The 24,757-nt window shown below is 50.0% G+C and carries 24 protein-coding genes; 5 read left to right on the forward strand and 19 right to left on the reverse strand.

The features are described from left to right. Positions 1-260 precede the first annotated feature (260 nt). Both B5D20_RS06520 and B5D20_RS06525 read left to right on the forward strand, forming a co-directional pair. On the forward strand, positions 261-1,685 hold the full coding sequence (locus B5D20_RS06520; RefSeq protein WP_423230531.1) for an FAD-binding oxidoreductase: 1,425 nt from the start codon (positions 261-263) through the stop codon (positions 1,683-1,685). Continuing rightward, positions 1,686-2,960, forward strand: a complete 1,275-nt coding sequence (locus B5D20_RS06525) for a (Fe-S)-binding protein (RefSeq protein WP_078665429.1) — start codon at positions 1,686-1,688, stop codon at positions 2,958-2,960. On the opposite strand, the gene B5D20_RS06530 is transcribed toward B5D20_RS06525, so the two are convergent. The 5 genes from B5D20_RS06530 to B5D20_RS13850 all read right to left on the reverse strand — a co-directional run bounded on the left by B5D20_RS06530 (position 2,929) and on the right by B5D20_RS13850 (position 8,572). Further along, positions 2,929-3,795, reverse strand: coding sequence for a Ger(x)C family spore germination protein (locus B5D20_RS06530; protein WP_078665430.1), 867 nt, complete (start codon positions 3,793-3,795; stop codon positions 2,929-2,931). The genes B5D20_RS06525 and B5D20_RS06530 overlap by 32 nt on opposite strands. Before the next feature lie 26 nt (positions 3,796-3,821). Further along, complete coding sequence (polX, locus tag B5D20_RS06535) at positions 3,822-5,540, reverse strand: DNA polymerase/3'-5' exonuclease PolX (protein WP_078665431.1); 1,719 nt, start codon at positions 5,538-5,540, stop codon at positions 3,822-3,824. A 2-nt stretch (positions 5,541-5,542) separates the two neighbouring features. Beyond that, complete coding sequence (locus B5D20_RS06540) at positions 5,543-6,451, reverse strand: MBL fold metallo-hydrolase (RefSeq protein ID WP_078665432.1); 909 nt, start codon at positions 6,449-6,451, stop codon at positions 5,543-5,545. A gap of 46 nt (positions 6,452-6,497) precedes the next feature. Then, on the reverse strand, positions 6,498-8,294 hold the full coding sequence (locus B5D20_RS06545; RefSeq protein ID WP_159071796.1) for a putative bifunctional diguanylate cyclase/phosphodiesterase: 1,797 nt from the start codon (positions 8,292-8,294) through the stop codon (positions 6,498-6,500). A gap of 119 nt (positions 8,295-8,413) precedes the next feature. Then, entirely contained in the window at positions 8,414-8,572 is a 159-nt protein-coding gene (locus B5D20_RS13850) for a hypothetical protein (RefSeq protein ID WP_159071795.1), read from the reverse strand. Positions 8,573-8,693: 121 nt separating this feature from the next. On the opposite strand from B5D20_RS13850, the gene B5D20_RS06550 reads away from it, so the two are divergent. Further along, entirely contained in the window at positions 8,694-12,200 is a 3,507-nt protein-coding gene (locus tag B5D20_RS06550; protein WP_242952050.1) for a multicopper oxidase domain-containing protein, read from the forward strand. A gap of 68 nt (positions 12,201-12,268) precedes the next feature. Next, positions 12,269-13,633, forward strand: coding sequence for a hypothetical protein (locus B5D20_RS06555; protein WP_200803477.1), 1,365 nt, complete (start codon positions 12,269-12,271; stop codon positions 13,631-13,633). 22 nt (positions 13,634-13,655) lie between these two features. Here B5D20_RS06555 and B5D20_RS06560 read toward each other — a convergent pair whose 3' ends face one another. Genes B5D20_RS06560 through B5D20_RS06570 form a run of 3 tightly spaced genes read right to left on the reverse strand, consistent with a single transcriptional unit; the run spans position 13,656 to position 17,119 of the window. Beyond that, positions 13,656-14,918, reverse strand: a complete 1,263-nt coding sequence (locus B5D20_RS06560; protein WP_078665435.1) for a YheC/YheD family protein — start codon at positions 14,916-14,918, stop codon at positions 13,656-13,658. Continuing rightward, a complete protein-coding gene (locus B5D20_RS06565; RefSeq protein ID WP_078665436.1) occupies positions 14,884-16,236 on the reverse strand; it encodes a YheC/YheD family endospore coat-associated protein in 1,353 nt (450 codons plus the stop codon). The genes B5D20_RS06560 and B5D20_RS06565 overlap by 35 nt, the downstream gene beginning before the upstream one ends. Next, complete coding sequence (locus B5D20_RS06570; RefSeq protein WP_078665437.1) at positions 16,217-17,119, reverse strand: hypothetical protein; 903 nt, start codon at positions 17,117-17,119, stop codon at positions 16,217-16,219. The genes B5D20_RS06565 and B5D20_RS06570 overlap by 20 nt, the downstream gene beginning before the upstream one ends. Before the next feature lie 119 nt (positions 17,120-17,238). Between B5D20_RS06570 and B5D20_RS06575 the strand changes: the two genes are divergently transcribed. Beyond that, the gene (locus tag B5D20_RS06575) at positions 17,239-17,604 is read left to right on the forward strand and encodes an alpha-helical endospore appendage domain-containing protein (RefSeq protein WP_200803478.1); all 366 of its coding nucleotides are present in this window, start codon (positions 17,239-17,241) and stop codon (positions 17,602-17,604) included. Between the two features lie 247 nt (positions 17,605-17,851). Here the strand turns inward: B5D20_RS06575 and B5D20_RS06585 are convergent, their stop codons facing one another. The 11 genes from B5D20_RS06585 to B5D20_RS06630 all read right to left on the reverse strand — a co-directional run bounded on the left by B5D20_RS06585 (position 17,852) and on the right by B5D20_RS06630 (position 24,701). After that, positions 17,852-18,139, reverse strand: a complete 288-nt coding sequence (locus B5D20_RS06585) for an alpha-helical endospore appendage domain-containing protein (protein ID WP_078665439.1) — start codon at positions 18,137-18,139, stop codon at positions 17,852-17,854. Between the two features lie 85 nt (positions 18,140-18,224). Next, positions 18,225-18,530, reverse strand: coding sequence for an alpha-helical endospore appendage domain-containing protein (locus tag B5D20_RS06590; protein WP_078665440.1), 306 nt, complete (start codon positions 18,528-18,530; stop codon positions 18,225-18,227). 60 nt (positions 18,531-18,590) lie between these two features. Continuing rightward, positions 18,591-19,619: an AI-2E family transporter gene (locus B5D20_RS06595; protein WP_159071794.1), complete on the reverse strand. Its 1,029-nt coding sequence runs from the start codon at positions 19,617-19,619 to the stop codon at positions 18,591-18,593. A gap of 13 nt (positions 19,620-19,632) precedes the next feature. Continuing rightward, positions 19,633-19,830, reverse strand: coding sequence for a hypothetical protein (locus B5D20_RS06600; protein WP_078665442.1), 198 nt, complete (start codon positions 19,828-19,830; stop codon positions 19,633-19,635). Positions 19,831-19,845: 15 nt separating this feature from the next. Further along, complete coding sequence (locus tag B5D20_RS13990; RefSeq protein ID WP_174182985.1) at positions 19,846-20,022, reverse strand: hypothetical protein; 177 nt, start codon at positions 20,020-20,022, stop codon at positions 19,846-19,848. Positions 20,023-20,045: 23 nt separating this feature from the next. Further along, entirely contained in the window at positions 20,046-20,510 is a 465-nt protein-coding gene (locus B5D20_RS06605; RefSeq protein ID WP_078665443.1) for a PRC-barrel domain-containing protein, read from the reverse strand. 95 nt (positions 20,511-20,605) lie between these two features. Next, complete coding sequence (mnmA, locus tag B5D20_RS06610; protein WP_278308368.1) at positions 20,606-21,697, reverse strand: tRNA 2-thiouridine(34) synthase MnmA; 1,092 nt, start codon at positions 21,695-21,697, stop codon at positions 20,606-20,608. A gap of 32 nt (positions 21,698-21,729) precedes the next feature. Next, positions 21,730-22,395: an amino acid ABC transporter permease gene (locus B5D20_RS06615; protein ID WP_078665444.1), complete on the reverse strand. Its 666-nt coding sequence runs from the start codon at positions 22,393-22,395 to the stop codon at positions 21,730-21,732. A 14-nt stretch (positions 22,396-22,409) separates the two neighbouring features. Further along, entirely contained in the window at positions 22,410-23,066 is a 657-nt protein-coding gene (locus B5D20_RS06620) for an amino acid ABC transporter permease (RefSeq protein ID WP_078665445.1), read from the reverse strand. 58 nt (positions 23,067-23,124) lie between these two features. Next, the gene (locus B5D20_RS06625) at positions 23,125-23,958 is read right to left on the reverse strand and encodes an ABC transporter substrate-binding protein (RefSeq protein ID WP_078665446.1); all 834 of its coding nucleotides are present in this window, start codon (positions 23,956-23,958) and stop codon (positions 23,125-23,127) included. 20 nt (positions 23,959-23,978) lie between these two features. Next, on the reverse strand, positions 23,979-24,701 hold the full coding sequence (locus tag B5D20_RS06630; RefSeq protein ID WP_078665479.1) for an amino acid ABC transporter ATP-binding protein: 723 nt from the start codon (positions 24,699-24,701) through the stop codon (positions 23,979-23,981). Positions 24,702-24,757: the final 56 nt, after the last annotated feature.

Here is a 24,757-nt window from a genome sequence, read left to right on the forward strand (position 1 = left end):
ACTTTGCTGCTTCTCCAATGGATAATAGTTCCATACTTTTAATGTAGCAAAACAGTTAAATACAATCAATTATAGTCTAGTTTTCTGAAGCTGCTGCTTACCTCCATCCCTCTACCTTCCATCTTATCCAATCGCAGAACCAGAGAAAAGAGCAGGGCTTGCAAAATACTGTATACTTATTCATTTAGGGCAGACAGGAGGAGTGCTGTAGTCGTATAATATTTTAAGATAAGACTCAATATACATGGGAGGGAACCGGGGTGGCCTTAGCCCAACAAATCCAAACAGAAATTATCCGGATGCTTGGCCATGAGAAAGTGCTCACCAGCCCATTGGAGCTGGCTTACTATTCTTATGACAGTTCTTTTCTAGCCCGGGAAAAAAGTTTTTTACCTGATCTGGTGGTTTTCCCGACCTCTACTTCTGAAGTCGCTGCCATTATGAAACTGGCCTGGCAGCATGAAATTCCCGTCACCCCCAGGGGAGCCGGAACCGGGGAAACCTGTGGCTGTGTTCCTGTTAAAGGGGGAATCGTACTGGACCTGAGCCGCTGGAAAACCATCGAAGAAATCGATGCCGCCAATATGCAGGTCTGGGTACGCCCGGGTGTCATTCACGCTGAGCTAAATGAAGCCCTGGCTCCCTATGGACTTTTCTTTCCCCCTGACCCTGGCAGTACCCGTATGTGCACCATCGGAGGCATGGTAGCCAATAATTCCAGTGGCCTGCGGGCGGTCAAATACGGAGCCACAGAAAACTATGTCCTGGGCCTGGAAGTGGTTCTGCCCAACGGGGAAGTGATTATTACCGGTGGCACCCGTTCCAAAGCGGTAAAAAGCGTTACCGGCCTCAATTTGACCAAGGTTTTTGTCGGCTCGGAAGGCACTCTGGGTGTGATCACCAATATCCGCCTGCGCCTCTGGCCCAAACCCAAAGGCCGGGGCATAGCCATGGCGGTTTTCGCCAACCTGGAAGATGCTCCTGCCGCTATCCTGGACGTCTATCGCGCCGGTATCCTGCCTTCCGGCATCGAAATTATGGATAATTCCGCCATCCGGGCGGTAAGTGAATTCGCCCCGGAACTGAATCTGCCGGTGGATGCCCAGGCCATCCTGATCTTTGAAGTGGATGGCAATCCCGCCAGTGTAGCCTGGGAAGGAGAACAAATTCAGCAAATCGTGGGACAGCGGGCCCTGCGCATCGAATGGGCCACTGAACCCAAGCGCATGGCTGATCTCTGGCGCGCCCGTGGCGTGGTGGCAACTGCCGCTGCCCGTGTTCGCCCTGATGGCAGCCGGATTTTCCACGGGGAAGATATTTCGGTTCCATTTACCCAGGTAACCGAGGCGCTGCGCCGCATTCAGGCCCTGGGGGAAGAATTCGGGGTCAAGGTGGTGGTCTATGGCCACATCGGAGATGGCAACCTCCATACCGCCCCGGTCATCGACCCGGAAAACCCGGCAGAAGTGGAACAGGCCCACCGTCTGGCTGATGCTATCCACCGTCTGGCCGTGGAACTGGGCGGTACCACCACCGGTGAGCATGGCGTCGGCCTGGTCCGCGCTCCTTATGCACGGCTGGAACACGGTTCCGCCCTCAAAGCTATGTGGGCAGTTAAAAAAGCTCTGGATCCCAAAAATATCATGAATCCGGGGAAAGTGCTGCTGCCTGAGGAGGAGAGCTAAATGCTGGCCCATGAACCGGAACTGTTAAATCAGCTGAAAAAATGCGTGCGCTGCGGCCAGTGCCGTTCCGTCTGTCCCGTTTTTGCTGTGCTGGGCAAGGAGTCGGCCGCTCCCCGGGGCAAGGTGTTTCTGACCGAAATGCTGCACAAGGAAAAACTGCCCCTGTCGGAGGAAATGGCCGGCCAGCTCACAGCCTGTTTGCTCTGTGAAGCCTGCAGTCAGGAGTGCCCTTCCGGGATTCCCGTGCATCGCTATGTCAGTATCGCCCGCAGCCATCTGGCCAAGAAAGGGTATTATAAATTCAAGCGCCAGCTCTTCGGCAAGCTCTGGCCCAGAACCCGTTTTCTCTCTCTGGCCGGTGAGCTGCTCAAGGCCTATCAGCATCTGGGTATCCGCAGCCTGGCCCGGGGGCTGGGGTTGACCCGGTTGCTGCCCGGCTCTCTAGGGCAGGCGGAAGCCGTCCTGACCACCGTCCCCAGGCAACGGGCCCGTCAGCTGCTGCCCACAGTGACTCCTGCTCAGGGAGAAAAGCGGGGCCGGGTCTATTATTTCCTCGGCTGTGCAACTGACATGCTCTTTCCCCACATCGCCCAGGCCACAGTAAAGGCCTTGAGTCAGCAGGGCTTTGAGGTGGTAATCAGTCCGGAGCTGAACTGCTGCGGTATGCCCCAGCTGGGTAACGGCGCCCGTGATACCGCTGTCAGCCTGGCGGCCAGGGTACTAGAGCAAATCGAAACCGCCGGGGCTCAGTGGGTAGTCAGTGATTGTGCCTCCTGTGGCGCAGCTTTAAAGGAATACCCCCAGCTGCTGGCCGGTACTGAACTGGCAGCCACCGCCCGTACCTGGGCTGAGCGCACGCGGGAAGTTACCGCTTTCCTGGCCGAGCAAGGCCTGCGGGAAATTACCGCTTCCAGTACATTACCCCTGACTGTAACCATCCATGACCCCTGTCACCTGGCCCGGGGCCTGAAACAAAAAGCCGCCCTGCGTCTGTTCCTGCAGCAGCTGCCGGGAGTGGAAGTGCGGGAAATGGCTCAGGCTGACCGCTGTTGCGGGGGGGCCGGCACCTTTTTCGCCACCAACTATCAGCTGTCCCAGACTATCCTGGCGGAAAAGGTAGCCAATATCCGCCAGAGTGGGGCTCAGGTAGTGGTCACTCCCTGTCCAGGCTGTATTTTGCAAATCAGCCATGGCTTGCGGCAGCAGGGACTGCCGGTACTGGTGAAACACCCGGTGGAATTGCTTACTTCCCTTTCGCCCAGGGACTATAAATAGTGGTAGATAAACGCCGTACTCTTACTTTAATCTTCAATTCCAGATGAGCGGTGGGCATTACTTCACTCCACCGCTCTTTCACTTTTTCCCAAATTTCCGGTTTTTCAGCAGCTAGCGCCGCCCCCAGACCGAATATATCGGCTCGGGTCTGGCGTTGTTTGTTCCAGGCCAGTTGAATTTCCTGAAGTATCATTCTGGTTAAGTGCTGTTCCAATTGCTTTACATTCGGACCAGTAGCCGGGTTGGTAAATCCGCTTTTTTCCCCGAGATTGCCTTCCACCTCCAACTCTAATTGATAATAGGGTTTACCATTTCGCCAGCCAGGCTTGAGCCGTCTTTTTTCTATCCGAATAATTTCAAAGGAAATTTTTCCTCCTCCTGGCTGGGGTGCAACGATAATCCCGCTCTGTACCTTGCCTTTAACCCACAATACCCCCCGGGTCTCTCTGGCATCCAGCCAGCCTGCTAGCCGTGTACCTTTTAAAAAGGCTGCCCCAGCCATATAGAGTACTCTTTCCGGCAATAATTCCCCCCGTTGTTCTACCTCCAGCCCTAAAACCTCCCGGCTGTATTTTTGCCAGCTCAGTGGCTCAACCGCTGTCGCCAGCGGTGCCTGTGCTCCCTGGCTGGCCAGGGCAGCAAGAAAATCTCCCATTTTCACTTTTACAGTACCAGAAGTACCAGAAGCAACTTTTTCCACCTGGTCTTTAAGAAAAGTCGCCGGCAGGGGTGTATAAGGAGGAGCATTTTGCAGTACCTGGTAAGCCTTGCCTCTAGCAACCAAAACATAGGGTGTACCCCGTAATTCATGATCAGAGCTGAGAGGATTATGCAATTAAGCATAAAAAATCCCTCCCCGGGTTAGCTTTTCCAAGGAGGGATTTGGCTATTCAGGACATCCTTTGCAGTTAACCAGCCTTTACGGGCGATATTGACCCCATAAATGACATAGCCCAGTTCTTCCCGGCGATGGGCATCGGGATTGATGGCGATTTTAACTCCCAGCTCCCGGGCCCGGCGGCACCAGCGCCAGTCCAGGTCCAGGCGATAGGGATTGGCATTGAGTTCAATGGCCTTGCCATAGCGGGAAGCAGCCTGCAAAATCTCTTCCAGATCCACCGGATACCCTGGCCGGGCCAGCAACAATCTGCCCGTGGGATGGCCCAGCATGGTGACCGCTGGATGCTCCAGAGCTCGCAGCAGGCGCCGGGTCATCAGCTTTTCATCCTGTTTAAAACCGGAATGGACAGAAGCAATAACAAAATCAAAGCTGGCCAGCACCTCATCAGGATAATCCAGCCCACCATCAGGCAGGATATCCACTTCTATCCCTTTCAAGAGGCGAAAATCTATGCCTTCTTCCTGCCACTTACGGTTGAGGACATCAATCTCCCGCTGCTGGCGCTGGATATCCTCCAGGGAGAGACCGTGGGCATAATAAGCAGAGCGGCTGTGGTCAGCGATACCAAGAAATTTCCAGCCCAGCCTGCGGGCGGCCTCAGCCATATCCGCCAGGGTGTGGATGCCATCACTGTAATTGGTATGGACATGCCATACTCCCTTCAGATCAGAAAGGTTCACCAGTTCTGGCAGCTGCCCCTTTTCCGCCACTTCAATCTCGCCCAGACCCTCTCGCAGCTCCGGCGGGATATAAGGCAGGCCCAGGGCTGCATAGGCCTCACGCTCAGAAGTAGCAGCGGCTACCGGTTTCTCTTCCTGGAACAGGCCGTATTCATTGAGCTTTAAGCCCTGTTTTTTGGCCCGCTGGCGCAGGAGAGTATTGTGTTCCTTGCTGCCGGTAAAATGGAGCCAGGTCCAGGCGAATTCCTCTCCTTTGGCCAGCCGCAGGTCACAGTTGATACCAGACATCAGCTCCAGAGTCAGCTTGTTTTCGCCGCCACTTGATACCGCTTTGACCAGGGACAGTTGCTCCAGAGCTGCCCGGAATTGCTGCCAGTCAGTACCCGGGGCCAGTTCCACCACCAGGTCCAGATCCTTGACCACTTCCAGTAAACGGCGCCAGCTGCCCGCCATCTCGGCGCGCTTAACCTGAGGCAACAGACGCAGCTCGGCCAGCAAGTCAAAGCCGATGACATTGGCCTCAGCCCAGCGCCAGCGCCCGGCATATTCCCGCCGTTTCTCGATAGCGGCCAGAATATTGGCCTGGCTTTTGGCCCCAAAACCCGGCAGGGTCAGGAGCCGATTCTCCCGGCAGGCATATTCCAGTTCCCCGGGATTACTGATTCCCAGCTCCCGGTATAAGGTTCCCACTTTTTTCGGGCCCAGTCCGGGTATCGCCAGCATTTCCAGCACGCCTGGCGGAAACTCATTCCGCAGTTCTTCATAGGCAGAGGACCGCCCCTCTACTACCAGCTCCCGGATTTGTTCCGCCAGGCTCTTGCCGATACCTTTGATTTCTTCCAGCTGGCCGCTGTCAACCAGCTGGTTCAGGTCTTCGGTCAGGGTCTCCACAATGCGGGCCCCGCCGTAAAAAGCCCGGGCCTTAAAGGGGTTTTCCCCTTTCAGTTCCAGCAACTTGCCGATTTCTTCCAGCACATGGGCTACCTGTTTTTTATCCATCTTCATTCCCCTTCTGCCAGCTGCAGATGTTTGCGGATGGTCAACTGTTCCCAGGCATTGATCCAGGGATCCACCTGGAAACGGGCAGGATAAAAAATCCCCTGGACTGCGATTTCAGCTACCGAAAGACCCTGACGCCAGAGAGTCAGGATTTTTTCATGTTTATGGTCGATAATTTGCAAGTATTCCTTTAAACGCCGATAAAACTCATCTTTACTCAATAGCTCAGGTACATGCGAGGTAAGATAGTATTTTGCCGGCAGTTCCAGCAAAGCCAGAGCCGACTGCCGGTAGGCGGTGATGTCCCCATCTTCCCCCATATACCAGGGCCCGAATTCCGTCAGATCCACGTCAGCAGTAAAGACCAGTTTCTCCTCCGGGAACCAGAGACAGGCCATGCCGGCAGTATGGCCCGGTGTATGCAGGAAGACCAGGGGTAAATCCCCCAGGTCCATCGGTTCTCCATAAGGATAGGTCCCATCAACTCGGCCGGTGGACCAGAGCCATTCCTGGCGACCCCAGGGAGCCAGACTCTGTCCCTTGATCCGATCAGCCTGCAAATCCGCCAGCCAGGCCGCTACTTTTTCCTCTCCCAGGGCCCAGGTTATCCCAATAGTGCGCACTAGCTGCCGTAAATCCAGTAAATTAGGGGCATCGATGGGATTACTCCAGATTTCCGCCTGTTCTTTAAACAAATAGGTATAGACTACATGGTCAAAATGGTAGTGGGTCAGATAGACCCGCTCTACCGGCAACCTTGCTTTCAGGGCCTGCAGTTTTTCCTCTCCGGCCCCGGCATCCACCAGAGCCTTGACTTCCTTGCCTTCCAGGTAGAGGTTGTTACTGTAAGGAAAATTGGCCCCGCGCTCACCAAAGATTACTTTTATTCTCCCTTTCTCCCGGTCAAACATCTTGCTCCCCCCCCTTTTACCATCATAGGGGTTCTGGCAAGCAATGTCAAATGCGGCGCAGCAGCAAGGGCACAATTTCCCCCGGTGGTAAGGGTTTGCCAAAGTAGAAACCCTGGGCCAGGTGGCACTGGCTTTCCCGCAGAAACTCCAGCTGTTCCCGGGTTTCCACCCCTTCCGCCACTACATGTAAATTCAGGGCCTGTCCCAGGCGAATAATAGCGGTTACCACCGTAGTGTCACTGGGATGATGAGGTGCCTGACGGATAAAGGACTTGTCTATCTTCAAGGCAGTTAAAGGAAAACGGGTCAAATAACTGAGGGAAGAATAACCCGTACCGAAATCATCGATGGCTACATGAATCCCCAGTTCTCGCAGTTCCTTGAGAATATCAATGGTTCGCTCTACATCTTTAATAGCGGTGCTTTCAGTAATCTCCAGCTCCAGCCAGCGGGGATCCAGGCCGGTTTCCTTCAGTATTCCCTTGACCATGGGTACAAAATCATCCTGAAGAAACTGGCGGGCGGAAATGTTAACTGCCACCCGCAGGGAAGAAAGCCCCGCTTCCTGCCAGAGCCGGTTTTGCCGGCAGGCCTGGTAGAGTACCCATTCCCCGATGGGAACAATCAGGCCGCTTTCTTCGGCAAGGGGAATAAAATCGCCGGGGCTGATGGGACCTTTGTCCCGATGTTGCCAGCGCAGTAATGCTTCCACTCCTATCAACTGACCGTTTTCCACCAGCACCTGGGGCTGATAATGCAGGCTTAATTCCTTCTGCGCCAGGGCCTGGTCCAGATCGGCTTTCAGCTGCATGTTTTCCAGGCTTTTGGCCCCCATGTCCCGATCAAAGACCCGGCAAAGATTGCGACCCTGTTCCTTGGCTTCAAACAGGGCGGTATCCGCCTGCCTCATTAATTCCTCTTTATCAATGCCCTGCTGAGGAGCCAGGGTAATCCCGATACTGACGGAAGTATAGATTTTTTCCCCTTTGATCTTAAACGGCTCTGCCATAATTTTAATCAGCCTGCGGGCCAGCTCCAGCGCTTCCTTCTCTGTCCCAATCCCCTGAGCCAGGACGGCAAATTTATCCCCGCTGAGACGAGCAATCCGCAGCTTTTCTCCCCCGCTCTCCAGCAGGCGCCGGGCTGTTTGCAACAGCAATTCATCTCCCGCCAGAAAGCCCAGAGTATCATTGACAAATTTCAACCGGTCCAGGTCCACGAACATAACCGCCACCGTGTCCAGGTTTAGCCTTACCAGTTCTAAAGCCTGGGCCAGCTGCTCACAAAACCAGCGCCGGTTTGGTAAACCCGTCACCGGGTCCCGGTAAGCCATTTGCCGCAATTTTTCCTCCAGTTGCAGGCGTTCCAGTTCCAATACAGCCCGCATGGTAAAAATCTTTAGCACTTTTTCTACCACTTGCTGATCCCGTAGAGGCTGACGATCCAGGGCCAGCAAGAGCCCCAGCAATCTCCCTTCAGCATCAAGAAGGGGAGCAGCAACACAGCTTTCTAACTTTCCCTTCAGGAGAGGGAATGTCGGAGCCTGGCTCAACCCCTGCGGGCAGCAACAAAACTGTCCTGCTATCAGCCTGGCACAGGGGAGTTCCTTCAGATTAAAGCAGAAATTATCCCAGGCCAACCCTTCAGCCCAAACGGCAACAGTGCGCACCTGGTTAGTTTCCGGTAAATATTCACCCACCAGCACATGGCTCATTTTCAACAAGCGGGCCAGATAATAAACAAGCTGCTGGAAAAAAGCCTGACCAGTGGCTCGGGCCAGACTACCAGCAGTATTCTCCGCTAAAGCCATGTCTATTAGATTTTCTCTTTCTTTTTCTTTCATCCTGTTCGCTCTCCTCATGCTGCCATTTTTTATTTTTAATACTTCGCTACAATTCTAATAAATCCTTGTGATTAAAGACTCATTTTTTAAAAGTTGCAATTTTATGGACAATATTTGCATTAATCTCCATCGCAGTCCACATCAACTTTAGCATCCTTAATACGGATACTGATGGACATAAAGTCATTTTCCAGTTTGATTTTTTTCTTTCGCCCATCCTCCGACTGGCGAATTTTCACTTTCAGTTTGTCTTTGCTACAGTCATCATTATGGCCCATTTTGCCCACCTCCGGGCTTTTTTGCTATATTTTATGGGCATAAAGCCAGAAAGGTGTCAAAGCACTCATTTGCCCGGCGGTCCATAATATAGAGAAGGAACAAATAGCGGGAGGGATGCCCGTGTCTGCACCTGCCCGTTACTACCATGTAGTAGCTCTTTCTGTGCCCATCGTGCTCAACAGGGCTGGCGAATACAATCCCAATGGCATGATGTTTGTCCTGAAAGAAAGGGAAGCTGAACTACGGCAACAAATTGCCAGCAACCCCGGACAACCGGTGTCTCTGGTCCAGCCCCTGGTCATCCGGGCCTGTGCCGGCGAATGGGTGGAAGTGCTGCTGGAAAACCAGCTGCCCTTCCCGGTCTCCATGCATATCCAAAAAGCCGCCTATTCCATACAGACAAGTGACGGCAGCCTGGTGGGCCTGAACCAGTCATCCCTGGCCCCACCGGGTGGCTCTATCACCTATCGCTGGTTCTGTCCCCGGGAAGGGGCCTACCTGTTCAATGACCTGGCCAACCCCCTCAGCAGTGAGACTGGCAGCAATGCCAATGGCCTCTGGGGCGCACTGATCGTCGAACCTCCCGGCTCCCGCTGGACCGATCCCGAGACAGGAGGCGAATTGCCCAGTGGCACCGCAGCCGATATTCACCCGCCCGGACGTCCCTCCTTTCGGGAATATGTCGTCTTCTTCCATGACGAATTCCCGGCCGTGGCAGCTGATGGCGGCCCCATCATCGATCCCATGCATCCGGAGCCAGTGGTGGAAGTGCATACCATCAGTTATCGCTCCGAACCCAGCCGCATTCGGCCGCCCCGCGGGGGCTGCAGCGGCGAGGAATGTATGATGAGCTCCTGGGTACACGGTGATCCGGCCACTCCTGTTTTCCACGCTTATATCGGGGACCCGGCGGTTTTCCATCTCATTCATGCCGGAATCAAGGAAACCCATGTCTTTCATCTTCATCTCTACCAGTGGCATCTGGAACCGGATAATCCCCGCTCTCCCATCATCGACTCGATCAGCATCAGCCCCCAGGAAACCTATACCTTCAAACCCCTGTACGGTGCCGGCAGCCTGGCCCGTAGCTTCGGAGACGCTATTTTTCACTGTCATCTCTATCCTCATTTCGATAATGGTATGTGGGGCCTCTGGCGTACCCATGATGTGCTGGAAGATGGCAGCCGTTTCTACCCCGATGGCACCCCCATCAAGGCCCTGCAGCCTTTGCCTGACCGCCAGCCGCCGCCAGCGCCTGCTCCGGAACGCCCCGGCTTCCCCCTCTTTATTCCTGGCATTTTCGGTCAAAAACCCCCGGCTCCCCCACTGGGCATAGTCGGCGTACGAGATCCGACACCGCTGGAACGGGCCGCCTTTGCTGCCAATGCCCGGCCCGGTGCGGTTTTCGCCAATCCAGCCCCTCCCGATGCCCCGGTACGGGAATATGAGATTGTCGGTATCAGCCGTGACCTGGTCTACAATCAGCAGGGCTGGCATGACCCGGAGGGACGCCTGTACGTACTGGCCGAAGATGAAGAGGCTGTCTTATCCGGCCAGAAAGTCCCAGAACCTCTGGTGATTCGGGCCAATGCCGGTGAAGTGGTGCGGGTGAAATTCACCAACAAATTCCCCCTGCAACTGGGTGGCAATGCTTTTCAAAACCGGCATCATACCACTGAAGCCGGTATCCATATCCATCTGGTGAAATTCGATGTTCAATGTTCCGACGGAGCCGCCAATGGCTGGAACTACGACAGCAGCGCCCCTTATGGTGAGACCATTGTCTACCAGTGGTACTGTGACCGGGAATTGCATGCAGTTTTTTTCCATGACCATCAATTTGCCAACCTGCACCAGCAACACGGGGTCTTCGGCGCCCTGATCGTAGAGCCACCTCATTCCATTTATCTCGATCCCGGTACCGGCAAACCCTTGAAATCCGGCACCAGGGCCATCATCCACAACCCTTTCCTGCCGGATTTTCGGGAATTCGTCCTCTTTGTCCATGACTTTGCCCTGCTGTTCGATCGGGAAGGGCAACCCCTGAATCCGCCGCCTTTTCCTGATTCGCCCCAGGACCCGGGCGTGATGGGAATCAACTACCGCTGTACTCCATTTCTGTTCCGTCCCGGGGATCCGGCTTATGTCTTCAGCTCCCGGGTGCACGGCGAGCCCGATACCCCCCTGCTGGAAGCCTATGCCGGCGATCCCGTCCGCATCCGGCTGCTGGATGGGGCCCATGAAGAACAGCATTCCTTTATTATACACGGCCACCGCTGGCACCGTCAGCCCCGGGATCCGGCACCCCCCCGTACTTCCAGCCAGACCATCGGTATTTCGGAAGCCTTCAATTTCTTTTTCACCGCCCGGGCCCGGCAGCGCACCGATTATCTCTATTATTTCGGCGGCATCGATGACCTCTGGCTGGGTCTATGGGGTATTTTCCGGGTCCATGTCCGACCGGTTGCCCATTTGCACCCGTTGCCTGACCGGCAATATCTGCCTCTGACCGCTCCCATCCGGCCATTGCCAGCCGGTCCGGTGCGGCGTTACCAGGTGGTAGCCATGGCTCACCCCATTGTGTATAACCGCTTTGGTGATCATGATCCCAATGGGCTGCTTTTCGCTCTGGCTCGCGATGAGGCGGCCATACGGCAGGGAACGCTTGTTCCCGAACCCTTGCTGCTGCGGGCCAACCTGGGTGAAGTGGTGGAAATCCACCTCACCAACAAACTGCCGGAGTACCTGCCTTCAGCCACCTTCCCGGAAGTGCCCCTGCAAATACCCTGGCCTGCCTCCAGCCGGGTTTCCCTGCACATCCAGACCCTGACCTATCTGGGTCCGGAACAGGATGGCGCTGCCGTCGGCTTTAATCCCGACAGCACTATCCCTCCCGGCGCTTCCCGGCTCTACCGCTTTCAGGCTGACGTCCCGGGCCTGCATTTCTTCTACAGTATGACTGACCTGCGCAACCACCGGCAACGGGGGCTGTTCGGAGCCATAATTGTTGAACCGCCAGGTTCCTACTGGCTTGATCCCTATAGCGGCAAACCCCGCAGCCATGGCGCTCATTTACTCATCTATCCTCCTGGCCAACCGCCCTACCGGGAATTCGCAGTCATTGCCCACAACGGTATTGAACTTTTTGATCAGCAGGGTCAGCGGATACCTGACCCGCAGGAAGTTGAGGACTTTGAAGATCAGGGACATAAAGCCTTCAATTACCGCAGTGAACGGCTGGCTAACCGACTGGCCTTCAACCCCGATCCGGCCCTGGTCTTCAGCTCAGCTGTTCATGGTGACCCGGCAACACCCCTGTTTGAAGCCTATACCGGTGAACCCCTGGTCTTTCACTTCGGCATGGCTGCCAGCAAACCCCGCAATACCTCTTTCCTCATTCACGGCCATACCTGGACTCTGGGGACCAGTATTATCGCCTGCCAGGGAAAAGTGAGCATTGGCAACAGCTGGACCCTGTATTTACGGGAAAAAGCCGGGGGCAGATTCAGAGTGCCGGGGGATTATCTCTACCGGGCGGGGGTCTTACGCTGGGATGTCGAGGCGGGAATGTGGGGGATTTTACGAGTACATGCTGAGAAAAAGAAAAACCTGTTGAAATTAAAATGATGTTCAACGCATATCCCCTGCCTGGCGGACATAAATTGTTAGGGAAATTGTCCGAAGGGAGGGGTTTTATGTTTCTGGCCTATCGCAGTTTGAAACGATTTTTACTAAAAGTAACTGCCGGTATCCTGGCTATCGGCTTCCTGGCCGCCGCTCTGGCTTTTCTGACCCCGGGCAGCAAAGCCCTGAATGTCTGGTCCTGGAAACGCAGCAATTTCAAGGAGGTCATGGAGAAGGAGAAAAAAGAAAAGCCGGAAGTCATGGCCCGGCAGCGCAAATTGCTGGAAGAACGCTATAACCTGACCGGTAAAACCACCAAGGAAGTTACCATGTCCCGTGGTAAACCCATTCCGGTAGGTCCAACCGCCCGTCTAAAGAAAGGGATAACCTGGCAGGAGCTAGCAGGTATGAGCCCGGAAGAAATCAAGAAAAAGGGGCTATTCCCCTATTTGCCTTTACCTCATCCCCATCCGGCCAATGGCGGTATGGTCTTTCCTCCGATACAACTGAAGCAGTTTCCCGAGCTGACCCGCTTTGATGTGGATTTCGATTTACCTGACGCCTATCTGCCGGAATTTCCGCCGGCCATTTTCCTGACTACCCGCCCCGAGCTGGGCGATGTCTCGCGAGGCCAGGTGGTCACTCTGGATAATTTCTACGAGCTGTTCAAGGACATCCTCACCCCCGTCCAGCTGGAAGGCCTGCGCCTGTTAGTCACCCGCTTCCCCCAGCAACAGTTCAATGCTACCGATGACCGCAAATCGGAAAAGCCCAGCCAGGGGGTTTCCTGTTTCGATTGCCATGTTAATGGCCACACCACCGGTCAATTCCATCTTAACCCTGACAACCGGCCCCAGGAAGCCCGTTTCCGCATCGATACTCCCAGCTTGCGCGGCACCTTTATCCAGCAGCTATTCGGTTCCAAGCGTTCCCTGCGTTCCGTCGAGGATTTCACCGAATTTGAACAGCGGTCCGCCTATTTTGATGGCGACCATGTAGCTGCTGCCAAAAAGGGCATCAATCCCCTGTCCCGGGAACAGGTAATGCACATGGCCCAGTTTATTAACATGCTGGATTTCCCACACGCACCCAAGCTGAATGAATATGGTCGCCTCAATCCAGCCAAAGCCACTGAAGCAGAACTGCGGGGAGAGCAGATCTTCTTCGGCAAAGGCCGCTGCAGCAAGTGCCATCCCGCTCCCTATTATACCGACAATCTGGCCCATGATCTGAAGGTTGAACGCTTCTATGAAGGCCGCCCGGAAGGGCCTATCAAGACTTTCCCGTTACGGGGATTAAAGGATAGTCCACCTTACCTGCATGATGGGAGATTGTTGACCATCGAGGATACGGTGGAGTTTTTCAACCTGGTGCTGGAATTGAAGCTGAGTGATCAGGAGAAAAAGGATCTGGTGGCTTTTTTGCGGCAATTGTAAAAACCGCCTGACGGCGGTTTTTTTAATATCCGGCAAGAAAGCGTGCGTAAGCCATGTTTTTATAGTATATTTTTTGCAAAGCTGATCGATCCTTTCCTGCATCCATAACTATCGTATGATTGGGGTCGAGTGAATTCACTTCAATCAGCCATAAATCCAGCTTTTCATCCAAAGCAAAATCGATGCCCAGGTTACCAAGATGTATGCCTTTCTTAACTATTGAATTAGCAATTAACAGGGCAATTTGGCTCAAAGTCTCTTTAAAATTAACTGCTTTCAGACGTTCCCCTACCTGGTAGCGTTCTATGAACTGGCAATAATCCAGAGCTTTGCCCCCTGCAGAAACATTGCTAACTGCTTTCCCCGGATCACCCAATCTTACTATTAAGTCCATAGGTTCCCAATAGCCTTTTTCATTTTTAACAAGAATCAATCTAAAATCAACTATGCTATTTTCGATATTTAGCAGAGTAATTCTTTGTTGCAAAATATAATTTCCGCTATAGATTTTTTGATTAATGTACTCATTGTAATTGTTCTGGTTTATAACTTCGATGCCTTTTCCCTGGCTCCCTTTAATCGGTTTTAACATTAATTCCGAAAATTTTGCAACCATATTAATCAACTGATGTTTAGAAGTAAGTTTGATAGTTTCAGGTATATTAATAACGTTTACAATTTCTTGTTCATCTCTCAACCACAGATAAACTTCATATTTGTCAGGCACATAATCATTAAATACATAGCCACCAGTGTTATTAACCAAAAAATCACGCCACTGCTGGCTTAATCTTATTTTTTTAAAAATAACTGCTGGTATCCCTGTCATTCCTTTTTCCCAATCTTTTTTTTGGGGATTATAAATAAAAGCATTGACTTTTTCCAGTTGTCTATCTATCTGTTCCAAAGAAAACAGTAAAATCACTCCATTAATTTTATGATAACAAGAAGTATAATTTAAAAAAAATTTTCTTCTTTTAGCAACATTACTCTCTGTATATCCTGCCAGTATACCAACAAATGGCCCCAATTCTATACAATGCTCTTTTACAAGAATTTCATAATCGCAAAACAGCGGAATTGCCAGTTTTTGTAATACGTTCTCGCTAATGCCTATTATTTCATCGTTATACTTACCTTCTAAAACAATTTTTATTTCTGTAAAATTTCGACCAAACTTTAAGTAAGTACGTATCCGTTCTGCAATTCCCACTTTAACAGCAAAGGCTTTGCTAATACAAACTGTGTTCTTATGGTCTGGTATTGATTTCAGCCTCACTTGCATGATCAGTCGGTCGCACCTCCCAAATCTCAAATCCGCTTAAAGAAATAGCATATTTCAACGGTTTAGAGGCAATTTCAAAGTATTTGTTTTTGTCTAGTATTTTAAATCCCTTATAAGTCGGACGAAAATTTACTTCAATCAGCCATAGCTTTAAATTTTGGTCAATAGCTATGTCCAAACCAAATTCCCCAAAATTTTCTCCCAAAAAGTCCATTTGATTTGCCACAGAAATAGCCAGGTTATTAATGTCTTGCTCTAATTTCATTAAATTATGCTGTTCGTTATCAAATATATTTTTCAGTTCTAAAACCTTACCACCGCGAGCCAAATTGGTTACAAGTCCTTTGCTGGCAGGTAACCGACATTCTTTACCTGTAACTTCCCATGTCCTATATTTATTTTTCTGGACTATTACTCTCACATCAAAAGGAACACCAGCATAGCTTAGTAGTCTAATATATTCCTGGATAATATATCCTTGTTCTATAAATTTACCTTCTTTAATAAAACTGTTCAGCTCATCCAAATAATAATTTTGAGGTCGTCTGCCCCTGTAGTCATTAACAAAAATTTTGCCATCATCATCTAACTCCAGGAAACAGATCCCTCGACCTCGAGATAAATTAGCTGGTTTAAGGACGATTTTAGTATGTTTTTTCAAAAATTCCGTAACTAATTCAATCGAAGCCAGCCTTTCAGTGTTAGGTAAGTATTTACTTAATTCATTTTCCCGCAGAAAGATATAGGTCTGCCATTTATCAAGTCGCCTTGAGTTAAAAATTTCTATTCCATTATCTATAATTTTTTTAATTTCTCTTTTATTACTACTAAAAGCTCTACGAAAAATAACCTGGGGCAAAGGTAATACTCCATAAAACCAATATTTTTTGTCAGGATTAAAATAGAGGCCGTAAACCTTTTTTTCAGTCCAATCAATATTGCTGGCTTTAAATGCCAGATACAGTCCCCCATATTTTATATTTTCCAGACTATCAGTCAATTCACTTAAATTATTATTATGATACAAATAGCTTTGTTCCCCCAATAAAAAACCCAATACTGGACCAAACTCCAATGATTTATCTGTTACTTTAAGCTGATAACTACAACAAGTTTTAATCATTAGGTTGTCAATTAGTTTTTTGCTGATTTTGATTTCTGTTTCTGGCAGGTCCTTATTAAAAAAAACTCGGGCTTTCCCCTTGCTTTTACCAAAACAGACTTCAGTTTCTATCCCTGAAATTTTTATGAATTCTATACATCCTGATACGACAAGATTTTTGTCACTTTCTAAAGGGCTAATATTGTATAGTTTCATGATTAATTTCTCTCCTTCGGAAAGCTAGGTACGAAATTGCAGTTTCAAGATATAATTTTGCAATCCTTTTTTTATTAAAAATACGAAAATCCCAGCCACTAATATTAATCAAATAAAATTGTTTCGTTTTCGGAATATACGCAAAGTCCATATAGCAGTTAGCCAACCCTGGCAAATACCACATCAAATAATTTAGTAACTCAACCACATCTTTTTCTTCCATAGTTCTCCCCTCAGAATCATAGATAAGCCAATCCCTCATACCCCTTTTTTGACAGTAAATTCGTTTAAACTCTAATTCTTTATAAGTCGCATCAATCTTATAGTATGCATATTTCTTTTTTATTAAGTTATAAAATAATTTTTTTTGAGCATCTTTATCTATTATAGATTTATAGTTGTTCTTGACAATCAAATAACTATCTTTATGGTTTTTAGAGAAATAAAACCAGGGGGCATAAGAGTCTTTTTGCGAAACAGCAATACAATTGGTTATACTTTCAGAGTTCAACCTTTCCAATAAGTATTTATCGTATAACTCGCTGTAACGCAAAATTTCATAAATTTTAGCAGGATAAATTTTATTAATCGGGTTAATCAATGTGATTTTTTCCTCCATCCTAAGCTGTTTCATTATTTTTTTATTTTTAGATTTGCGGAACACTACTGTATTTAAAATGACTTCTGGGACTGGGCCTTCGAATGAAACCTCATCCATTTGGTTGATTAATATTCCTTTTGCTGTTAGATCTACTAAAGATAGCTCATCAAGTGTTAATAAAAGATATTTCTCAATACGTTGAACGGATAATTCTTTAATTATTCTTTTGAAGGTATGTGTTATGATTTTGTTTTTACTAACAATAAACCCAAAATCAACCATTGTTCTGGCCACCCTATACTTTTTTTACCATTGTATGAACAGGGACATTTTGATGTTATACCTAAGGTCAAGTATGCATATATTTTCAACGAAACAAAGTTTTGAAAGGAGATGGCATAATGAGCATGCCGAATATTCCCGAACAAAAATTTAGACCTTCATTTAAGCAGGTGATTATAGATTTACTGGAGTCTATAGCTCTTGAAGAAACCGCCTTATCTCATCTGGTAAATGCTGAAGCTGAAAAAATACAACATATTCTCAATCAATCAAAGAGCATTTGCCCTAGAGAACTCTTAACGATAAACAAAACCGTCAGCCGTATTCTAGATGCAGCGATAATAAAAGAATGGCTATTATTAAAAAAATTAGATTTAATAGCAGAAATTGAAATGAAAAATGAGCCTTCTCAGGATTATGAAAAAACGAAAAATCATTGTGTATTTAATACCTGGACCCCGCCAGAAAAAGAAATAAAAAAATGACCCTTTACGGGGCCCTTATTTTTTTCCTCAATATTTCGGAGGCAAATTTTATCTGTTTCAGGAATATTATCTCCTTATTATTAAGCAATGCTATGATCGCCCGAACCAAACACATACATACTACGCTATATCCTCTTTCTTTAGTATTAATGCTATTCTTTGCAGCAATTCTTAATTCCTGTTCCAAGTTTTTTATTAATGAATTAATTGGGGAGTCGGGTATATACACACACCTCCTCTCTTGCCTTTACGGTGCAGGTATCTGTAGCACATCTTCAAGTTTAAACTGTAAGAGCATTTCTTTTTTGATAACGCTTCGCAATGTTCTTTCTACACTGCGATTAATAGTAATAATGTCCTGCATGGTCGGTGGAGGATCAGCAGCTAATACAAATTGAATTTTTTCTGCCTCGGCATTAATCATGTGCGCCAATCCCAGTTCTTCAAAAGCAATTGAGGCCAGTAGCAGGTTTATTACATCTTCCCTGTCAATTGTAATGTTAGGGTTAATGTCAGGTATGTTCGGAAAAGACATTAAATCTACCTCCTTTCATTCTCACTATCATAGATATTGAATACACAAAAAAAATATGCATAAATTTTTCTTTTAGGGCTTGTCTTTAGGTATGTCCAACATTTCTTTTTTCTTCCTTAATCAGTCTTAATACATCTTGCAGCTTCATACTTAAAACAATTTCTTTAAATAATAAAACTTTAATTACTTCTCTGACTTTATCATTTATCTTAACTAGTTGTCTTATACTCTGGTATGACGTTATCACTTCCTGAAGTTTTTCTGCTTCTGCATTAAGCATATGGGCCAGAGCCAGCTCTTCAAATGCGATCGATGCTAGTAACATATTATTAATATCCCGTCTCGATAATTCAATATCTGGTGTAACATCAGGTAATTGTGGCATCGACATCAAAATCACCCCTTGTCAAGTAGGTGATTTATTATATGCTGAACTTATAGTATGTGACCGCTATTCAACCAGCAGCAAAAACACATAGCGCAAAATCGCCTTGCCGATCGCCGTGAGGGGTACTGCCAGCAGCAGTCCCCACAGCCCCGCCACTTCCCCTCCGGCCAGCAGGGCGAAGATAACCGTCAGGGGATGCAGATTGAGTGCATCCCCTAATATTTTCGGTGAAAGCAAATGGGCCTCTACCTGCTGAATGACCAGAATCACCACCGCAGCCGCCAACGCTTTTGACCAGCTGATCTGCAGGGCCAGCACCACCGCCGGTATCCCGCCCAGGATGGGGCCAAAAAAAGGGATCAAGTCCAGGATACCGGCTACCACCCCCAGAAACAGGGCATAAGGTACCCCTAGCAGGGTCATCCCGATCCCAGTCAGCGCCCCTACCAACAGGCAAATGAGCAAGTGACCGCGGATAAATTTTTTCATTATCTGATCCAGTTCATCCAGCAAAGCCAGCGCATGGAGACGGGCACTGCCAGGCAAAAGCAATTCCCAGCCTTGATGCAGCCGCTGCCAGTCCAGCAGAAAGTAAAAGGCAAGGATGGGAAGCAACAGAATAGTGCCGATCTGCCCGGCCAGGGCCAGAATCCCGGCCGCCCCCTGCGCCAGCCAGCCTTCTACCCCCTCCCGGGCCTGGCCCAGCCGTTCACTCAACACTTTTTGCACCTGGGCGGGCAGACCGGCTCCGTCCAGGCGGGCCAGCCAGTTTTGCCAGAACCCCTCCCAGCGTAACCAGATCCCGGGTAAAACCTCTCCTACCTGGCTCAGCTCCCGCAGGAATACCGGCAGCAAAAAAAAGGCTACTGCCAGCACCAGTCCGGTCATGATTGCATATAACACCAGCAGGGCTTGCAGCCGACTGAGCCCCCGGCTCTCCATCCTCGCTACCAGCGGCCCCAGCAAATAGGCCAGCAGCCAGCCCCCAAGAAACAGAAGTAAGATTTTACGTATCAGCCAGAAAAAAAAGAGCGCCCCCAACAGCATTCCGACCAGGAAACTGCGGCGGGCGATAGTTTTAACTTTGTGCATCCCCATCACCATTTTAATCCAGCATATTTTTGATATCCCTGACACCGTCCCGCACATCATTGACCATTTTGGCCGCCCGGGCTGTGACCCGCCGGGTTTTCCCCAGCAAAGTCCGTTTGGGAGTGGGTTTAAGCTGTGGTCCGGCTACCAAACCGATGATTGCTCCCAGCACACTTCCAGCAACCAGCCCATTCCAGAAACTTCTGGCCATGTTCGACACCTCCTGTTAGAGATAGGGTTCAGCCAGTTCCTCATCCCAGGCCATTAAACTGCCATCCTCAGCTACATCAAATACCTGGATTTCATTGCCCTGACGGCGAAATTCCACAAAACAGTCCCAGCAGTAAAACTGGTCCACTCCCACTTTCCCGGTGCTTTTGCCTCCACAAACGGGACAAATCATGATAAAATGACTCCTTTCTCTCTTCAGGCTTCATTCATAGTTTGACCCGCTTTTTCACTTTCTAACCATATGAGCTGGCCATTTTCCCAGGTTAATTGTTGCCATGGTATTTCAGTTCTTCCCTGCCATAAATCATCAAAAATGGAGCGAGCCAGCTCTATCCCTGCCAGTTTGCCGCTACTTTTATCCAGCACCAAATCCCCCACCAGGCCTATTTCCTGTTTTTGCCGATCATACAAAGGTTGCTCCAGCCAGTTCGGACAGGCTACCATACAGTCCGGCAGCGCTTCCCCGGCCACCACCAGTCCATCCTCCCGCAAATCCAGCAACTGTTCCCAGGTGTACCAGTTATCTTCAGCAGTGGCCAGGGCCCGCAGCTGGCCCTCTTCATCCACCGCCAGCTGACGCACTCGACCCAGCATCTCCCCCTGCGGGTTGTATACTGGCAAACCTGTCAAATGCCGGCCCCGGCACAGATTTTTCTCCATTTTTCATCCCTCCGGTTTTGTTAGTATGTGCAGAGAGGAGGGAAAATAAAAAGAAAACTGCCAGCTTAATGGCAGTTCTGGTAGGTTGCATATATTCATAGTTTTTTAATCACCCCGCCGCCGACCACATACTCACCCTGGTAGAACACCACCGCCTGACCGGGAGTGATGGCACGCTGGGGCTCCTGAAATCTCACCAGCACCCGGTCGCCATTGCCTGCTTTTTCCCCCAGTGGCTGGACGATAGCCGCTGCCGGCCGGGCGGCATAGCGAATTTTAGCCTCCACCGCCAGGGGCTGTTCCAGCACGGGCAGGGCAATCAGATTCAGTTCATCCGCTAACAGCTCGCCGGCATAAACTTCCTCCGCTTCCCCCAGAATCACTGCATTCCGTTCCGGATCGATATCCACCACAAACATGGGCTTACCCAGGGCAATGCCCAGCCCTTTCCGCTGTCCAATGGTATAATGGACAATTCCTTTGTGTTGTCCCAGCACCCGGCCCTGGCGGTCCAGGAAAGGTCCAGGCTTGATTTGCTCACCCAGCTTTTCCTCAAGAAAAGCGCCATAATCATCATCTGGCACAAAACAGATTTCCTGGCTTTCCGGCTTGTTGGCCACCGGCAATTCCAGCTTTCTGGCCAGTTCCCGGGTTTGTTCCTTCACCATTTCCCCCAGGGGAAAGAGGGTATGGGCCAGCTGCTCCTGGGTAAAGGTGTACAGCACATAGGACTGGTCCTTGCGCTGATCCACCCCTTTGCGCAACAGCCAGCGCCCCCTCTGTTCATCATATTCCCGGCGGGCATAATGGCCGGTCGCGATATAGTCAGCTCCCAGAGCCCGGGCCTTGCGCAGGAAGGCTTCGAATTTGATTTCCTTGTTACAGGCAATACAGGGATTGGGGGTTTCCCCCCGCAAATAGGACTGACAGAAATAATCGATTACCTTTTCAGCAAACAATTCCCGAAAGTTGAGGACATAAAAGGGTATCCCCAGTTTGTCACAAACCCGGCGGGCATCATTGATGGAGGAAAGAGAGCAACAGCCCCCGTAATCCTCATCTTCAATTTCCCGCGGGGAGATTTGCAGGGTTATGCCGATAACATTATATCCTTGCTCTTTTAAAAGAGCGGCCGCTACCGAACTGTCCACGCCTCCGCTCATGCCAACCGCCACTGTGGGTTTCACTACAAATCACCTCAGGATATACTATACCACAATCAGTGGCCATAGGCCAACTTGCGTTCCAGGCGGCGGCTGTAGGAAGTCAGGGCATAGCAGATGACAAAATAGATCACTGCCTCCACCAGCAAAGTCTGCATCGGGTTATTGTAACGGCTGAAGAAAACCTGGCCCTGGCTGAACAGCTCCGGTACCGAAATGATGAAACAATAGGAAGTATCCTTGATCAGGGAAGTAAACTGGCTGACCAGGGGCGGTATAATTTTCTTGAAAGCCTGGGGCAAAATAATATAAGCCATAGTCTGGGCCCAGGTGAAACCCTGGGAGCGAGCCGCTTCCCATTGCCCTTTAGGCACCGCCTGAATTCCACCCCGGAAAATCTCCGCTACCAGAGCAGAAGTAAAGATGGTCAAAGCCACCACCCCGGCCCAGAAGGGCGAAAGGCTGATCCCCATCCGGGGCAAGGCGAAATAGGTAAAAAAGATGATCAGCAACAAGGGGCTATTGCGCAAGGCATGGATATAGAGATAGGCCGGCCCGCTCAGGAACTTCCAGCCCGAAATGCGCATCAGAGCCAGCAGCACACCGAAAAACAGACTGAAGGCTATGCTCAGGGCGGCTAACCCCAGGGTCCAGCGCAAACCAGCCGCCAGAAAGGTCAGGTTATTTAAATCCAGAAAGGGAGCCCAGCCACTTGTAGTCATCCTTCAGCCCTCCTTTAATGATAACCTTGAGCTACCCGGCGTTCCAGGTATTCCACCAGGGCACTCAGGGGAATTGTCAAAGTCAGATAGAGTAAGGCAGCAAAAATATAGACTTCAAAAACGATAAAAGTTTCGGCAGAAACCAGGTTGGCATTATACATCAGGTCAGCAACGGCAATGGTGCTGAGAATGGCCGAGTTTTTCACCAGGTTTACCACCTGGTTGCCCAGCGGGGGCAAAGCTACCCGCAAGGCCTGGGGCAGAATGATATAACCCATGGTTTGCAGATAAGTGAAGCCCTGGGAGCGGGCCGCTTCCCACTGTCCTCTGGGAATGGACTGGATGCCAGCCCGAAACACTTCGGCAATATAGGCACCGGTATAAATGCCCAGCCCCAGGGTGCCACAGGTAAATTCCGACAGGCTTACCCCCAAAGAGGGCAAACCCTGATAAAAGAAAAAGACCTGAATTACCAGGGGTGTATTTTGAAAAAACTCCACATACCATTTGCCGATAAACTGGGTTACCGGGTTTTCGATAACCCGCAAAACCGCTACAATTACGCCAATCGCCAGGGCCAGAACCAGGGCCAGCAAGGATACCTGCAGGGTAATGGCCAGCCCGGAGAAGAATTGATCCGAGCGTTGCCAGACATCTGCCCAGTTGGTCATACAAACTACCTCCTCCGGTGCAATTTAAAGGGGTCCCCGGGCAGGGGACCCCGGCCGCTTACTTGGGGGGTTCTTCTTTAAACCACTTTTTATACAGTTCAGCGTACTTGCCGCTGTCCTTCATTTCCTTCAGCCAGTCATTGACAAACTTGACAAAGTCATCATTGCCTTTCTTGAAGCCCATACCGTAGGGTTCGGAAGTAAAGAGCCCGCCTACCAGTTCTACATTAGGATCCTGCTGGGCAAAACCAAGCAAGATGGAGTTATCGGTGGTCATAGCATCAGCCCGGCCATTTTGCAGAGCCAGGAAGGCTTCGGGATAGGTGGGGAATTCCAGCACCTGGGCTTCCGGAGCCTTGGCCCGAATGTTCTTGGCACTGGTGGAACCCTGGACAGTCGCTACTTTCTTGCCTTTCAAATCATCCACTGATTTAATGGAGCTGCCTTTCTTGACCAGCAGGGACTGACCGGCTTCAAAATAGACATCGGAAAAGTCAATTTGCTTTTTCCGCTCTTCAGTAATGGTCATGGTACCGGCCACAATATCCACCTGGTCGTTTTGCAGCATAGGAATCCGGGTTTTGGATTCAACCTTGACGAATTCCACTTTGCTCTCATCACCAAAAATCTTTTTGGCCAGTTCCTTCATCAGGTCGATTTCAAAGCCTTCTACCTGGTTGGTCTGGGTATTGAGCATGCCAAACAGGGGGACATCATACTTGACACCGGCAATCAATTTGCCCCGCTGTTTGATTTGCTCCAGTTTGCCAGCCTTTCCGGCTGCCGGCTGGTTTTCCGCCTGTTTCTGCTCTCCGCCGCCTCCGCAGCCGGCCAGCAGTCCAAGAGACAGGATCCCGGCGAAAGCCAATGCTATCAGTTTTTTCAGTTTCATCGGTTCAACCTCCCTTGTTTTTAGAGAATTTTGCTTAAGAAGAGCCTGGTTCGCTCCTCTTTGGGCTCTTTGAAGAAATGTTCCGGGGTGCCTTCCTCGATAATGCGCCCCTCATCCATGAAAATCACCCGGTCGGCCACTTCCCGGGCAAAGCCCATCTCATGGGTAACCACCACCATGGTCATTCCCTCCCGGGCCAGGGACTTCATTACATCCAGTACCTCATTGACCATTTCCGGGTCCAGGGCTGAGGTAGGCTCATCGAAGAGCATGATTTTCGGCTTCATGGCCAGACCCCGGGCAATGGCCACCCTTTGCTGCTGGCCACCGGAAAGCTGGCTGGGATAGGCGTCAGCCTTTTCAGCAATGCCTACCTTTTGCAGATAGTAACGGGCGATTTTTTCCGCTTCCCGGGGGTCCATTTTTTTGACCTTGATGGGAGCCAAAGTGATATTTTCCAGCACCGTCTTGTGAGGATAGAGATTGAAATGCTGGAAAACCATGCCGATTTCCTGCCGTAAGAGATTTATATTCACCTTTGGGTCATCCAGCCGGAAACCGTCCACTATCAATTCACCGGAAGAAATCTTCTCCAGCTGGTTGATACAGCGCAACATGGTGCTCTTCCCTGAGCCGGAGGGGCCGATGACCACCACCACTTCCCCTTCCCGGATTTCCAGATTGATATCCTTGAGGACATGATGGTTGCCGAAATATTTATTGACATTCTTGAACTTGATCACTGCTCTCACCTCTGGCTCCATTTTGGTGACCAGCCCACAAAAAACTACAAAAAAAT

The sequence above is a fragment of the Carboxydocella sporoproducens DSM 16521 genome (genome assembly GCF_900167165.1).
Classification (GTDB): Bacteria; Bacillota.

What these genes read in the sequence shown, in the direction of transcription:
- B5D20_RS06525 (WP_078665429.1), top strand. Translation starts at nt 1,686, where the DNA reads ATGCTGGCCCATGAACCGGAACTGTTAAATCAGCTGAAAAAATGCGTG.
- polX (WP_078665431.1), bottom strand. Translation starts at nt 5,540, where the DNA reads ATGGATAAAAAACAGGTAGCCCATGTGCTGGAAGAAATCGGCAAGTTG.
- B5D20_RS06540 (WP_078665432.1), bottom strand. Translation starts at nt 6,451, where the DNA reads ATGTTTGACCGGGAGAAAGGGAGAATAAAAGTAATCTTTGGTGAGCGC.
- B5D20_RS06545 (WP_159071796.1), bottom strand. Translation starts at nt 8,294, where the DNA reads ATGAAAGAAAAAGAAAGAGAAAATCTAATAGACATGGCTTTAGCGGAG.
- B5D20_RS13850 (WP_159071795.1), bottom strand. Translation starts at nt 8,572, where the DNA reads ATGGGCCATAATGATGACTGTAGCAAAGACAAACTGAAAGTGAAAATT.
- B5D20_RS06555 (WP_200803477.1), top strand. Translation starts at nt 12,269, where the DNA reads ATGTTTCTGGCCTATCGCAGTTTGAAACGATTTTTACTAAAAGTAACT.
- B5D20_RS06560 (WP_078665435.1), bottom strand. Translation starts at nt 14,918, where the DNA reads ATGCAAGTGAGGCTGAAATCAATACCAGACCATAAGAACACAGTTTGT.
- B5D20_RS06565 (WP_078665436.1), bottom strand. Translation starts at nt 16,236, where the DNA reads ATGAAACTATACAATATTAGCCCTTTAGAAAGTGACAAAAATCTTGTC.
- B5D20_RS06570 (WP_078665437.1), bottom strand. Translation starts at nt 17,119, where the DNA reads ATGGTTGATTTTGGGTTTATTGTTAGTAAAAACAAAATCATAACACAT.
- B5D20_RS06575 (WP_200803478.1), top strand. Translation starts at nt 17,239, where the DNA reads ATGAGCATGCCGAATATTCCCGAACAAAAATTTAGACCTTCATTTAAG.
- B5D20_RS06585 (WP_078665439.1), bottom strand. Translation starts at nt 18,139, where the DNA reads ATGTCTTTTCCGAACATACCTGACATTAACCCTAACATTACAATTGAC.
- B5D20_RS06590 (WP_078665440.1), bottom strand. Translation starts at nt 18,530, where the DNA reads ATGTCGATGCCACAATTACCTGATGTTACACCAGATATTGAATTATCG.
- B5D20_RS06595 (WP_159071794.1), bottom strand. Translation starts at nt 19,619, where the DNA reads ATGCACAAAGTTAAAACTATCGCCCGCCGCAGTTTCCTGGTCGGAATG.
- B5D20_RS06600 (WP_078665442.1), bottom strand. Translation starts at nt 19,830, where the DNA reads ATGGCCAGAAGTTTCTGGAATGGGCTGGTTGCTGGAAGTGTGCTGGGA.
- B5D20_RS13990 (WP_174182985.1), bottom strand. Translation starts at nt 20,022, where the DNA reads ATGATTTGTCCCGTTTGTGGAGGCAAAAGCACCGGGAAAGTGGGAGTG.
- B5D20_RS06605 (WP_078665443.1), bottom strand. Translation starts at nt 20,510, where the DNA reads ATGGAGAAAAATCTGTGCCGGGGCCGGCATTTGACAGGTTTGCCAGTA.
- B5D20_RS06615 (WP_078665444.1), bottom strand. Translation starts at nt 22,395, where the DNA reads ATGACTACAAGTGGCTGGGCTCCCTTTCTGGATTTAAATAACCTGACC.
- B5D20_RS06620 (WP_078665445.1), bottom strand. Translation starts at nt 23,066, where the DNA reads ATGACCAACTGGGCAGATGTCTGGCAACGCTCGGATCAATTCTTCTCC.
- B5D20_RS06625 (WP_078665446.1), bottom strand. Translation starts at nt 23,958, where the DNA reads ATGAAACTGAAAAAACTGATAGCATTGGCTTTCGCCGGGATCCTGTCT.